The following is a 12,298-nucleotide window of genomic DNA, read 5'->3' on the forward strand; positions in this document are numbered from 1 at the left end:
CTCAGGCGATGCGTGGGTCTGGATTTTCCAGGACGCTGTCTGTCTGCTCAGCGCGGAAGGTTTTCAGCACTTCGTGGAACTGCGGGTGCTTGGCGCCCAGGATACTCGCCGACAGCAGCGCGGCGTTGATCGCGCCGGCCTTGCCGATGGCCAGGGTGGCAACCGGAATGCCCGCCGGCATCTGCACGATGGAGAGCAGCGAATCGACGCCCGAGAGCATTGCCGATTGCACCGGCACGCCCAGCACCGGCAGGTGAGTCTTGGCCGCACACATGCCAGGCAAGTGGGCTGCGCCGCCGGCACCGGCGATGATCACCTCGATGCCACGCGCTTGCGCTTCTTCAGCGTACTGGAACAGCAGGTCCGGGGTGCGGTGGGCAGAAACCACCTTCACCTCGTAAGGGATGCCGAGCTTTTCCAGCATATCGGCGGTGTGGCTAAGGGTGGACCAATCGGACTTGGAGCCCATGATCACGCCAACCAATGCACTCATCGTCGTGCCTCTTCTCTCTGGGCGCCCGCAGGCGCATCAAAAAACAACAAGCCACGCAGAATGCGTGGCTTGATTGTACGAATTATGGCCAGTCGTAACCGGCCGAAGGCCGCGCAGTATACCTCAATGAAGCAGATAAACAGCCCCTGAAACGACCATCTGTCAAATGAGCCAAAGGCCCGGTTTTATTGACTCGAAGGTCAGCCAAAAAGATCAAAAGATCGCAGCCTTCGGCAGCTCCTACAGGGGAACGCATTTCAACATGTAGGAGCTGCCGCAGGCTGCGATCTTTTCAGGAAGCCTGTGCAGCGCCACCTTCAAGCTTGCGCCACAACAACCGCACGTTCGCCTTGCGCACCAGTGCACAGCGATACAAACGAATCTCCAGCGGCACATGCCATTGTGGCCCGCCGCACACCACCAACTCGCCGCGCGCCAGTTCGGCACGCACACTGAGCTGAGGCACCCAGGCAATCCCCAGCCCTTCCAGCGCCATGCTTTTCAGGCTGTCGGCCATGGCCGTTTCGTACACCGTGGTAAATCGCAGTGCCCGCTGGCGCAGCAAGCCGTTCACCGAGCGCCCGAGAAACGCGCCGGCGCTGTAGGCCAGCAGTGGCACGCTGGCCTCGCCCTCCAGGTCGAACAACGGTTTGCCGTCGGCGTCCGCCGCACACACCGGCAACATTTCGGTGTGCCCCAAGTGCAGCGAAGGGAAAATTTCCGGGTCCATCTGCATCGCCGCGTCCGGGTCATAGAACGCGAGCATCAAATCACAGCCGCCTTCACGAAGCGCATGCACCGCGTCACCAACGTTGGTCGCCACCAGCCGCGTGGCAATGTTCAAGCCTTCGTTGCGCAGTTGCGCAATCCAGCGCGGAAAGAATCCCAACGCCAATGAGTGCGCGGCAGCGACCTGCATCACTTCGCCCTGCCCGCCCTCCAGATGATGCAGATGGCGCAGCACTTCACCGAGCTGTTCGACCACGGTGCGCGCGGTCACCAGAAACAATTGCCCAGCCGCCGTCAGTTCGACTGGCGTGCGCGAGCGATTGACCAGCGTCAGCCCCAACGCCGCTTCGAGGCTGCGGATTCGCCGGCTGAACGCCGGCTGCGTTACGAAGCGTCTTTCCGCTGCCTGGGAGAAGCTGCGGGTGGCGGCCAGGGCACTAAAGTCCTCCAGCCATTTGCTTTCCAGATTCATCACGTCCTCCCGGACACGCACCAATTTAGGTCACACGCTCGCCGTCAACCCGGCGTCACACGGGCATTATGCCGAATATGCATAGGCCAGTGTTTAACAGCATTGGCTCAAAATCCTCCACGAGCCTAGCATTTGCAGTGTTCCGGCACAGACCGGGTCCATATCGAGATGATTTCTATCATGTCCTCCGCTGCATCATTCCGCACAGAAAAAGACCTGCTTGGCGTACTCGAAGTACCGGCTCAAGCGTATTACGGCATCCAGACCCTGCGAGCGGTGAATAACTTCCGCCTCTCCGGCGTTCCGATTTCGCATTACCCGAAACTGGTAGTCGGCCTGGCGATGGTTAAACAAGCCGCCGCTGACGCCAACCGCGAACTGGGTCACCTGAGCGAAGCCAAGCACGCTGCCATCAGCGAAGCCTGTGCACGACTGATCCGCGGCGACTTCCACGAAGAATTCGTGGTGGACATGATTCAAGGTGGCGCTGGTACTTCCACCAACATGAACGCCAACGAAGTGATCGCCAACATTGCTCTTGAAGCGATGGGTCACCAGAAAGGCGAATACCAGTACCTGCACCCTAACAACGATGTGAACATGGCGCAGTCGACCAACGACGCTTACCCGACGGCGATCCGCCTGGGTCTGTTGCTGGGTCACGACGCGCTGCTGGCCAGCCTCGACAGCCTGATCCAGTCGTTCGCTGCCAAAGGTGAAGAATTCAGCCACGTCCTGAAGATGGGCCGTACCCAACTGCAAGACGCCGTGCCGATGACCCTCGGCCAGGAATTCCGTGCTTTCGCCACTACCCTGGGCGAAGACCTGGCACGCCTGAAGACTCTGGCTCCTGAGTTGCTGACCGAAGTGAACCTGGGCGGCACCGCGATCGGCACCGGCATCAACGCCGACCCGCGTTACCAGCACCTGGCCGTACAGCGCCTGGCCACCATCAGCGGTCATCCGCTGGTACCGGCAGCCGACCTGATCGAAGCCACGTCCGACATGGGCGCCTTCGTGCTGTTCTCCGGCATGCTCAAGCGCACCGCGGTCAAGCTGTCGAAGATCTGCAACGACCTGCGTCTGCTGTCCAGCGGCCCACGCACCGGCATCAACGAAATCAACCTGCCGGCACGTCAGCCAGGCAGCTCGATCATGCCAGGCAAGGTCAACCCGGTTATCCCGGAAGCGGTAAACCAGGTGGCATTCCAGATCATCGGCAATGACCTGGCCCTGACCATCGCGGCCGAAGGCGGCCAACTGCAACTGAACGTGATGGAGCCGCTGATCGCCTTCAAGATCTTCGACTCGATCCGTCTGCTGCAACGCGCCATGGACATGCTGCGCGAGCACTGCATCACCGGTATCACCGCCAACGAAGAACGTTGCCGTGAACTGGTCGAGCACTCGATCGGCCTGGTCACCGCGCTGAACCCGTACATCGGCTACGAAAACGCCACCCGCATCGCCCGTATCGCGCTCGAAAGCGGCCGCGGCGTGCTGGAACTGGTGCGCGAAGAAGGCTTGCTCGACGACGCCATGCTCGCCGACATCCTGCGCCCGGAAAACATGATTGCTCCGCGTCTGGTTCCGCTGAAAGCCTGAACCGACGCATCACTTGTAGCACCGCTCACCAGGTCGAGGGACTAGACACCTCTCACCTTTTGAGGGCTTGGAGATCACTCTCCAAGCCCTTTTTTTTGGACAAAAAAAGGGGCGCATCCAATGCGCCCCTTTTTCGTTTCATCCGCAATCAGAACGCCGGCACGACCGCGCCTTTGTACTTCTCGAGAATGAAGGCTTTCACTTCCGGGCTGTGCAGCGCTGCAACCAGTTTCTTCATCGCATCGCTGTCCTTGTCATCAGGACGCGCCACCAGAATGTTCACGTAAGGCGAATCGCTGCCTTCGATGACCAGAGCATCCTTGGCCGGATCGAGCTTGGCTTCCAGCGCGTAGTTGGTGTTGATCAGCGCCAGGTCGACCTGGGTCAGCACGCGCGGGATGGTCGCGGCTTCCAGCTCACGGAACTTCAGGTTTTTCGGGTTCTCGGTGATGTCCTTGACGGTCGACAGGATGTTGTTCCCATCCGCCAACTTGATCACGCCAGCCTTGGCCAGCAGCAACAGCGCACGGCCGCCGTTGGTTGCGTCGTTCGGGATAACCACGGTGGCGGTACTTGGCAGCTCTTCCAGGGTTTTGTATTTGCTGGAGTAAGCGCCCAGCGGTTCCAGATGCACGCCAGCCACGGATACCAGATTGGTGCCCTTGGCCTTGTTGAACTCATCGAGGTACGGCTGGTGCTGGAAGAAGTTGGCGTCCAGGCGTTTTTCCGCGACTTGCACGTTCGGCTGGATATAGTCGGTGAAGACTTTGACCTTCAGGTCGACGCCTTCTTTGGCCAGCGCCGGTTTAACGAACTCAAGGATTTCCGCGTGCGGAACCGGGGTCGCCGCGACAGTCAGGGTGTCGGCAGCGTGGGCGGAAAAGGCTGCAACGGCAGCGAACGCGACAAGTAGTTTCTTCATTCAGCTAACTCCATGTGAGGCGCCCGTTTGGCGCCTGCCAGCGAATGGCCGGCTCAGGTCTTACTTACGGGAAAAGTGGACGACCAGTTTGTCGCCGACGGTTTGCAGTATTTGAACCAGTATCAGCAGCAACACCACCGTGACCACCATCACGTCGGTCTGGAAACGTTGGTAGCCGAAGCGGATAGCCAGGTCACCCAAGCCACCCGCGCCGACCACACCGGCCATCGCCGTGTAGGACACCAGCGTAATGGCTGTCACCGTAATCGCTGCGTAGATGCCTGGACGGGCTTCGGGCAACAAGGCATTGGTGATGATCTGCCGCGTGGTCGCGCCCATGGCCTGGGTCGCTTCGATGATGCCGCGATCGACTTCACGCAGAGCGGTTTCCACCAGTCGAGCGAAAAATGGCGTGGCACCGACCACCAGCGGCGGGATCGCACCAGCGACGCCAAGGGACGTGCCGGTGATCAACACCGTGAACGGAATCATCACGATCAACAGAATAATGAACGGCAACGAACGCAGGATGTTCACCACCAGCGACAACATCGCGTAGACGCCTTTGGCTTCCAGCAACTGGCGCGGGCTGCAGAGGAACAGCAACACGCCCAGCGGCAGGCCCAGCAGCACGGTGAATAACAGCGAACCGCCGAGCATCAGTAGGGTGTCGCCCGTGGCCAGCCAGATTTCGAACCAGTCGATATTGGCGAAGAAACTTGTCAGGGCTTCCATTAACGCAGCACCTCCATGTGGACGTCGGCTGCGGTGAAGCGGGCGAAGGCCGCTTCCATGTCACCACCGGTCACGGCCAGGGTCAGTTGCCCGTAGGGAATGTCTTTGATGCGATCGATACGACCGGCGAGGATGCTGTAGTCCACGCCCGTTTCGCGAGCGACGGTACCCAGCAACGGCGCGTAGGTTGCTTCGCCCTGGAAGGTCAGACGCACGATGCGACCCGGCACGTGAGCGAAGTCGTCGCGCTGCTCGCTTTCGTCGATCTGTTCGTCTTCTTGCACGAAGCGCTTGGTGGTTACGTGCTTCGGATGCAGGAACACATCTGCTACCGGTCCTTGCTCGACGATCACGCCCGCGTCCATCACGCCAACTTGATCGCAGACCCGGCGGATCACGTCCATTTCATGGGTGATCAGCACGATGGTCAGCTTCAGTTCGCGATTGATCTCGGCCAACAATTGCAGGACCGACGCCGTGGTCTGCGGGTCCAGTGCGCTGGTGGCTTCGTCGCACAGCAGGATTTTTGGCTTGGTGGCCAAGGCGCGGGCGATGCCCACACGCTGCTTCTGGCCACCGGACAATTGCGCCGGGTATTTCCTGGCGTGATCGGACAAGCCAACCCGCGCCAGCAATTCGGCCACGCGCTGATCGATTTCACTGCGCGACAGCTCACCGGCCAGCGTCAGCGGCATGGCGACGTTGTCGGCCACGGTCTTGGACGCCAGCAGGTTGAAGTGCTGGAAAATCATCCCGACCTGCTGACGGAAACGGCGCAAACCGTTGGCGTCGAGCGCCGTGACTTCTTCACCGTCGACGATGATCTTGCCGCCGCTGGAGTTTTCCAGGCGATTGATCAGACGCAGCAGGGTACTTTTTCCCGCACCGGAATGGCCGATCAGGCCAAAGACCTGACCGTTCTCAATCGTCAGATTGGTCGGGTGCAGGGCGGGGATATCCCTACCGGCGACGCGATAGGTTTTATGGACGTTTTGAAACTCGATCACGTAGCGAACCTTGTGGGGCGCGTTGGAAAAGGATCAGCGGTTAGCCGGGCGCGCATTTTAGCCTGTCCGTATAGCAGTTCTTAGCATTTATTTCGCATTCCACCAGTCTTTTGGCAATAACGCGATCAAAGGTCAGATAAAAGGAACGGCTAAAAACGTCATCAGTCATTACTTAGGCACCCCGAAAAATGCCTGAGGAGAGATGCCTGATGAGTACCAAGAAGCCTGCCGCCACCAAGAGCGAATTGGCCGGGACCGATACCCTGGATCGCAGCAACACCAACGCCAAGCTTGATAGCCTGGACAAATTCCGCTCCGACGCCACCGGCCAGGCCTTGCGCACCAATCAAGGCGTGAAGGTGGCCGACAATCAAAACACCTTGAAGGCCGGGGCTCGCGGGCCGTCGCTGCTCGAAGACTTCATCATGCGTGAAAAGATCACGCACTTTGACCATGAGCGCATTCCCGAGCGCATCGTCCACGCCCGGGGCGTCGGTGCCCATGGTTACTTCCAGAGCTACGAGAACCACAGCGTGCTGACCAAGGCAGGTTTCCTCCAAGACCCAAACCTGAAGACACCGGTGTTCGTGCGTTTTTCCACGGTGCAAGGCCCTCGCGGCTCAGGCGATACCGTGCGAGACGTCAGAGGTTTCGCGGTGAAATTTTTCACTGAGGAAGGCAACTACGACCTGGTGGGCAACAACATGCCGGTGTTTTTCATTCAGGACGCCATCAAGTTTCCGGACTTCGTACACGCGGTCAAACCCGAGCCGCATAACGAAATACCTACCGGTGGGTCAGCCCACGACACCTTCTGGGACTTTGTTTCACTGCAACCGGAATCGGCGCACATGGTGATCTGGGCGATGTCCGACCGGGCCATCCCCAAAAGCCTGCGCAGCATGCAGGGCTTCGGCGTGCACAGCTTCCGCATGATCAATGCCGAGGGCAAGTCTCGTTTCGTTAAATTCCACTGGCGTCCCACAGCCGGAGTTTGTTCATTGGTGTGGGACGAAGCGCAAAAGCTCGCGGGTAAAGATACCGACTACCACCGTCGCGATCTGTGGGAAGCCATTGAGATGGGGGACTACCCGGAATGGGAGCTGGGTGTGCAGGTTATCGAGGAGGAAAACGAACACGCCTTCGATTTCGACATCCTCGACCCCACCAAACTCATTCCCGAAGAACTCGTCCCGATTACGCCGCTTGGCAAAATGGTGCTCAATCGCAACCCGGACAACTTCTTTGCCGAGACCGAACAGGTCGCGTTCTGCCCCGGGCATGTGGTGCCGGGCATCGATTTCTCTAACGACCCGTTGCTGCAAGGTCGACTGTTTTCCTACACCGACACGCAAATCAGCCGACTCGGTGGACCGAATTTTCACGAGATCCCGATCAACCGGCCCATTGCTCCGTTCCATAGCGGTCAGCGGGATGCGTTGCATCGCACCGTCATCGACAAGGGCCGCGCGTCCTACGAGCCGAATTCCATCGATGGGGGCTGGCCGAAAGAGACGCCTCCTGCCGCGCAGGATGGCGGCTTCGAGAGTTATCCGGAACGCATTGACGCCAACAAGATCCGCCAACGCAGCGAGTCGTTCAGCGACCATTTTTCCCAGGCGCGGCTGTTTTTCCACAGCATGAGCAAGCACGAGCAGGAACACATCATTTCCGCCTACAGCTTCGAGCTGGGCAAGGTCGAACGTGAGTTCATTCGTGCAAGGCAGGTCAATGAAATCCTCGCCAATATCGATCTGGAACTGGCCAAGCGGGTGGCGCAAAACCTCGGGTTGCCAGCGCCGACGGCCGGGACGGTCGACGTGCCGAAAATCTCGCTGGAGCGCTCGCCGGCGTTGAGTCAGGCCAACCTGCTGCCCGCCGATATCAAGACCCGCAAAGTAGCGATCCTGGCAGCCAATGGCGTGGATGGCGCGGCGATTGATGCGATGAAGAAAGCGCTGGAAGCCGAAGGTGCCCACGCCAAACTGCTGGGGCCGACCTCGGCGCCGGTGAAAACCGCCGACGGCAAGACGCTGCCCGTGGATGCGTCCATGGAAGGCTTGCCTTCAGTGGCATTTGACGCGGTGTTCGTGCCCGGTGGCGCAGCGTCGATCAAGGCGCTGAGCACTGATGGCGTGGCACTGCATTATTTGCTGGAGGCTTACAAACACTTGAAGGCGATTGCGCTGCATGGCGAGGCGAAGCAGTTGCTGGATGTGTTGAAGCTGGAGGCTGATGCGGGGTTGATCGTCGGGACGGATGCCAAGCTGTTCAAGGCGTTTTTTGCGGCGATCGGGGAGCATCGGGTTTGGGATAGAGAGGCGAAGGCCAAGGCTGTTCCGGCCTGACAATTTTTAGCGCTAGTCAGATCGCCATCGCAGGCAAGCCTTGCTCCTACAGGTCCAGTGTCGTTTGTTGAGACTGTGAACGACACTGAACCTGTAGGAGCAAGGCTTGCCCGCGATGCTTTTAAGGTTTACGCGGGCTCAGGACCATCTGCGCCGGTACGCTGCGCAGAATCTGCCGCTGCAGGTTCAAGTCGAACTGCGGATCCAGCTTCTTCACTCGCTTGGTCAGCAAGTTAGCCAGCCACGGATAGTCATCTGTACGCGGCGCCTGAATGCTCACATCACACTGGTAATTCACCACATCGGCGGCGATGGCATCCAGCTGACGACGCAACTTGCCCATATCGTTGATATTCAGCGCAACCGTGGTGCTTTCCGCCGTCGGGTCGATGACTTTGGCTTTTGGCATCGCTTCAGCGGCTCTAAGAGCGGCTTCGGCTTTTTCCAGTTCAGCCTTGCGAGCTTCAGCGATTGGACCGTTGACGCCACCGGTCAGCGCTGGCGCCTTGGGCATCAGAGCGCGGGCGCGGGCCAGAGCCGTAGCGGCAGCGTTCACATCACCTTTTTGCAGCACGATCTGGCTACGCAGCAAATAGGCTTCGGCCAGTTGCCGCTGGTATTGCTCAAGGGATTGATCGTTGGGCGATTCGGCCTGCAATGCGGCCAATTGACCTTCGGCAGTGGCCAGTTCGCTGCTGGCCAGGCTTTGCTCAAGCTGTGCAATGGCCGTGGCCCGACCATCCGGGGCCTCGGTGGCCGCCGGTGGCATGCTTTGGCAAGCGCCCAGCAGCAAAGAAAATGCGACAAGGAGCAGATAACGGGAGGCGAACGACTTCATTCCTGCGACTCTCTATTTGCGCAAAAAACGAGCAAGTCTACACCCCTCGACGGGGCAGAACAAAACTCAGCAAAAACAGTGCAGCAGCCGTCACAACAATCGACGGTCCGGCCGGAGTGTCCTTGAACCAGGACAGCGCCAGCCCGCCACACACGGCGAGTATGCCCAGCAGGCTCGCGCCCAGTGCCATCTGTTCCGGCGAGCGGGCGTGACGTTGTGCCGCAGCCGCCGGGATGATCAGCAACGAAGTAATCAGCAATACGCCGACGATTTTCATCGCCACAGCAATCACCACGGCGATCAGCAACATCAACGCCATGCGCAGTCCCGCCACAGGCAAACCTTCGACCCTGGCCAGCTCTTCATGCACCGTGATCGCCAGCAAGGGCCGCCACAACGCAACCAGCAAGGCCAAAACAGCCGCGCTGCCGCCGAGAATCCAGGCCAGATCGGTCGGACTGATCGCCAACAGATCGCCGAACAGATACGCCATCAGGTCGATCCGCACTTCGTGCATGAAGCTTAGTACCACCAGACCCAGAGAGAGGGTGCTCGGTGCGAGAATTCCCAAAAGCGTGTCGGACGCCAGCGGCTGACGCTGCTGCAAGGTCACCAGCAATACCGCCAACAGCAAGCAGCCGACGGTCACGGCAACGGTCGGGCTGACATCCAGCAGGAAGCCCAACGCCACACCCAGCAACGCCGCGTGGGACAGGGTGTCGCCGAAATAGGCCATGCGCCGCCAGACCACGAAAGAACCCAACGGGCCCGCAACGACTGCCAGGGCCAGACCTGCAAGCAGGGCGTAGAGCAGAAAATCAGCCATGCTTGCAGCTATCTCCGTGAACATGGTTATGGCCCGACGCGGGCGCCTTGACCACCGAGCCGTGCAAATCGTGGGCGTGGTCGTGATGGTGGTGATAAATCGCCAGGCTCTGTGCGTTTTTTCCGAACAGCTCGACGAATGCCGGATCGCCGCTGACCTGTTCCGGGTGGCCGGAACAGCAGACGTGGCGATTCAGGCAAACCACCTGGTCGGTGGTGCTCATCACCAGATGCAAGTCGTGGGAGACCATCAACACCCCGCAACCGTGACGGTCACGCAGGCGGGTGATCAGGCTATAAAGCTCGGCCTGGCCGGCTACGTCGACGCCTTGTACCGGCTCGTCGAGCACCAGCAATTCCGGTTCGCGCAACAAAGCGCGCGCCAGCAGTACACGCTGCATTTCACCGCCGGAGACACTTTGCACCGGGCTGTCGATCACCTGCTCGGCGCCGACTTCCTTGAGCGCGGACAACGCCATTGCACGGTCCACGCCCGGCACCAGACGCAAAAAGCGCAGCACCGAGAGCGGCAGCGTCGGATCGACGTGAAGCTTTTGCGGCATGTAGCCGACCCGCAATTTCGGCTTGCGCCAGACGCTGCCGCTATCGGGTTTCAACAGGCCGAGCACGGCGCGCACCAGCGTGGTCTTGCCGGCGCCATTCGGGCCGATCAGGGTGACGATCTGCCCCGGCTCGACGCTCAGCTCGATGTTATCCAGCACCGTTTGCCCTGCAAATGTGACGGCAACCTGCTCGAGGCGGATCAGCGCGTTGCTCATCAAGCCCCCTGGCAACCCGAACAGAGACCGACTACTTCGACGGTCTGGCCTTCGACGACAAACCCGACATCCTTCGCGCTGACGATGATCGCGTCGCTGATGGATTTCTGTTCGAGCTCAATGGCCGCGTGGCATTCACGGCAGATCAGGAACTGACCCTGGTGGGCGTGTTCCGGGTGATTGCAGCCGATAAAGGCGTTGAGCGAGGAGATGCGGTGCACCAGGCCGTTTTCCAGCAGGAAATCCAGCGCGCGGTACACGGTTGGTGGCGCGGCGCGGCGGCCGTCCTGCTCGCTGAGCACGGCGAGGATGTCGTAGGCACCCAGCGGCTTGTGGCTCTGCCACACCAGTTCCAGCACCCGCCGCCGCAACGCGGTCAGGCGCAGGCCTTGACGTGCGCACAGGGCATCGGCCTCAGACAGAGCGCTGTGCACGCAATGAGAGTGGTCGTGGGGACGGCTGGCAATCGGTGTTTTAGGCATGAGCGGCGACGAGTTTTGTGAGAGACGTTATTATGTTACCCGTTCTCGCCTCTTCGAGTGGTCATCGTGTCCCGACTTTTTTCTATCTTTGTCGCATTTGTCGCAAGTTTTCTGCTGATCGGTTCGGCGCAAGCCGAGGTCAAGGTCCTCACCAGCATCAAGCCACTACAGCTGATCGCCGCTGCGGTGCAGGACGGCGTGGCGATTCCGGAAGTCTTGCTGCCACCCGGCGCCTCGCCGCATAACTATGCCTTGCGTCCGTCCGACGTACGGAAGGTGCAATCGGTGGATCTGCTGTACTGGATCGGCCCGGACATGGAAGGTTTCCTGCCGCGCGTGCTGAACGGTCGTACGCTGCCAAGCGTCGCCGTGCAGGACCTGCCTGGCCTGAAACTGCGTCACTTCGCCGAAGATAACCACTCTCACGCCGAAGAAGCCGACGAACATGATCACGATCATCGCCCGGGCAGCCTTGACGCGCATTTGTGGCTGTCGCCGATCAACGCCCGAGTCATCGCCACGAAAATGGCCGCTGACCTGAGTGCGGCCGATCCTGCCAATGCCCCGCGCTATCAGAGCAACCTCAAGGCGTTCGATGAGCGCCTCGACGCCCTCGACCTACGGCTGAAGAAACGTCTGGCCAGTGTTGAAGGCAAACCCTACTTCGTGTTCCACGAGGCTTTCGACTACTTCGAAGATGCCTACGGCCTCAAGCACGCTGGCGTGTTCAGCGTCGCTGCCGAAGTGCAACCCGGTGCACAGCACGTCGCGGCGATGCGCGCGCGATTGCAGGAAGTCGGCAAGACCTGCGTGTTCAGCGAACCGCCGTTGCGTCCGCGTCTGGCGGAAACGCTGGTAGCGGGCCTGCCGGTGAAACTGGCGGAACTGGATGCGTTGGGCGGGTACACGCCGGCGACTGCTCAAGGGTACGAGCAGGTGCTGGAGAAGTTGGGGAATGATTTGGCGGGATGCCTGGAGTCGTTGTAACCCTATAAAAAAGATCGCAGCCTGCGGCAGCTCCTACATTGATCGGCGTAGGAGCTGCCGCAGGCTGCGATCTTTT

At 60.1% G+C, this 12,298-nt stretch carries 12 protein-coding genes; 3 read left to right on the plus strand and 9 right to left on the minus strand.

The window, feature by feature from the left end; translation table 11 throughout:
- Window position 1: 1 nt before the first annotated feature.
- A complete protein-coding gene (purE, locus tag ACM110_RS17295) occupies window positions 2–493 on the minus strand; it encodes a 5-(carboxyamino)imidazole ribonucleotide mutase (RefSeq protein ID WP_416128726.1) in 492 nt (163 codons plus the stop codon).
- Window positions 494–785: 292 nt separating this feature from the next.
- Entirely contained in the window at window positions 786–1,694 is a 909-nt protein-coding gene (locus ACM110_RS17300) for a LysR substrate-binding domain-containing protein (RefSeq protein ID WP_416128727.1), read from the minus strand.
- Window positions 1,695–1,874: 180 nt separating this feature from the next.
- On the opposite strand from ACM110_RS17300, the gene aspA reads away from it, so the two are divergent.
- Window positions 1,875–3,299: an aspartate ammonia-lyase gene (aspA, locus tag ACM110_RS17305; RefSeq protein WP_020797941.1), complete on the plus strand. Its 1,425-nt coding sequence runs from the start codon at window positions 1,875–1,877 to the stop codon at window positions 3,297–3,299.
- Window positions 3,300–3,447: 148 nt separating this feature from the next.
- On the opposite strand, the gene ACM110_RS17310 is transcribed toward aspA, so the two are convergent.
- Genes ACM110_RS17310 through ACM110_RS17320 form a run of 3 tightly spaced genes read right to left on the minus strand, consistent with a single transcriptional unit; the run spans window position 3,448 to window position 5,963 of the window.
- Window positions 3,448–4,221: a MetQ/NlpA family ABC transporter substrate-binding protein gene (locus ACM110_RS17310; RefSeq protein ID WP_416128728.1), complete on the minus strand. Its 774-nt coding sequence runs from the start codon at window positions 4,219–4,221 to the stop codon at window positions 3,448–3,450.
- 60 nt (window positions 4,222–4,281) lie between these two features.
- Window positions 4,282–4,956, minus strand: coding sequence for a methionine ABC transporter permease (locus tag ACM110_RS17315; RefSeq protein WP_338584019.1), 675 nt, complete (start codon window positions 4,954–4,956; stop codon window positions 4,282–4,284).
- A complete protein-coding gene (locus ACM110_RS17320; RefSeq protein WP_416128729.1) occupies window positions 4,956–5,963 on the minus strand; it encodes a methionine ABC transporter ATP-binding protein in 1,008 nt (335 codons plus the stop codon). Before ACM110_RS17320 ends, ACM110_RS17315 begins: the two co-directional genes overlap by 1 nt.
- Window positions 5,964–6,172: 209 nt before the next feature.
- Between ACM110_RS17320 and katE the strand changes: the two genes are divergently transcribed.
- On the plus strand, window positions 6,173–8,311 hold the full coding sequence (gene katE, locus ACM110_RS17325; protein ID WP_416128730.1) for a catalase HPII: 2,139 nt from the start codon (window positions 6,173–6,175) through the stop codon (window positions 8,309–8,311).
- Window positions 8,312–8,432: 121 nt separating this feature from the next.
- Here katE and ACM110_RS17330 read toward each other — a convergent pair whose 3' ends face one another.
- Genes ACM110_RS17330 through zur form a run of 4 tightly spaced genes read right to left on the minus strand, consistent with a single transcriptional unit; the run spans window position 8,433 to window position 11,235 of the window.
- A complete protein-coding gene (locus ACM110_RS17330; RefSeq protein WP_416128731.1) occupies window positions 8,433–9,149 on the minus strand; it encodes a PA5502 family lipoprotein in 717 nt (238 codons plus the stop codon).
- 37 nt (window positions 9,150–9,186) lie between these two features.
- Window positions 9,187–9,975: a zinc ABC transporter permease subunit ZnuB gene (znuB, locus tag ACM110_RS17335; RefSeq protein WP_047535815.1), complete on the minus strand. Its 789-nt coding sequence runs from the start codon at window positions 9,973–9,975 to the stop codon at window positions 9,187–9,189.
- The gene (gene znuC, locus ACM110_RS17340) at window positions 9,968–10,753 is read right to left on the minus strand and encodes a zinc ABC transporter ATP-binding protein ZnuC (protein ID WP_416128732.1); all 786 of its coding nucleotides are present in this window, start codon (window positions 10,751–10,753) and stop codon (window positions 9,968–9,970) included. The genes znuB and znuC overlap by 8 nt, the downstream gene beginning before the upstream one ends.
- Window positions 10,753–11,235: a zinc uptake transcriptional repressor Zur gene (gene zur, locus ACM110_RS17345; protein ID WP_338584014.1), complete on the minus strand. Its 483-nt coding sequence runs from the start codon at window positions 11,233–11,235 to the stop codon at window positions 10,753–10,755. The genes znuC and zur overlap by 1 nt, the downstream gene beginning before the upstream one ends.
- A 66-nt stretch (window positions 11,236–11,301) precedes the next feature.
- Here zur and ACM110_RS17350 point away from each other — a divergent pair, with 66 nt between their 5' ends.
- The gene (locus ACM110_RS17350; RefSeq protein ID WP_416128733.1) at window positions 11,302–12,222 is read left to right on the plus strand and encodes a zinc ABC transporter substrate-binding protein; all 921 of its coding nucleotides are present in this window, start codon (window positions 11,302–11,304) and stop codon (window positions 12,220–12,222) included.
- Window positions 12,223–12,298 lie beyond the last annotated feature (76 nt).

Source organism: Pseudomonas sp. NFX98 (assembly GCF_047784845.1).
GTDB lineage: Bacteria > Pseudomonadota > Gammaproteobacteria > Pseudomonadales > Pseudomonadaceae > Aquipseudomonas.

Excerpts from the sequence above, each read along its gene's own strand:
- purE (WP_416128726.1), bottom strand. The coding sequence starts at position 493 with ATGAGTGCATTGGTTGGCGTGATCATGGGCTCCAAGTCCGATTGGTCC.
- ACM110_RS17300 (WP_416128727.1), bottom strand. The coding sequence starts at position 1,694 with ATGAATCTGGAAAGCAAATGGCTGGAGGACTTTAGTGCCCTGGCCGCC.
- aspA (WP_020797941.1), top strand. The coding sequence starts at position 1,875 with ATGTCCTCCGCTGCATCATTCCGCACAGAAAAAGACCTGCTTGGCGTA.
- ACM110_RS17310 (WP_416128728.1), bottom strand. The coding sequence starts at position 4,221 with ATGAAGAAACTACTTGTCGCGTTCGCTGCCGTTGCAGCCTTTTCCGCC.
- ACM110_RS17315 (WP_338584019.1), bottom strand. The coding sequence starts at position 4,956 with ATGGAAGCCCTGACAAGTTTCTTCGCCAATATCGACTGGTTCGAAATC.
- katE (WP_416128730.1), top strand. The coding sequence starts at position 6,173 with ATGAGTACCAAGAAGCCTGCCGCCACCAAGAGCGAATTGGCCGGGACC.
- ACM110_RS17330 (WP_416128731.1), bottom strand. The coding sequence starts at position 9,149 with ATGAAGTCGTTCGCCTCCCGTTATCTGCTCCTTGTCGCATTTTCTTTG.
- znuB (WP_047535815.1), bottom strand. The coding sequence starts at position 9,975 with ATGGCTGATTTTCTGCTCTACGCCCTGCTTGCAGGTCTGGCCCTGGCA.
- znuC (WP_416128732.1), bottom strand. The coding sequence starts at position 10,753 with ATGAGCAACGCGCTGATCCGCCTCGAGCAGGTTGCCGTCACATTTGCA.
- zur (WP_338584014.1), bottom strand. The coding sequence starts at position 11,235 with ATGCCTAAAACACCGATTGCCAGCCGTCCCCACGACCACTCTCATTGC.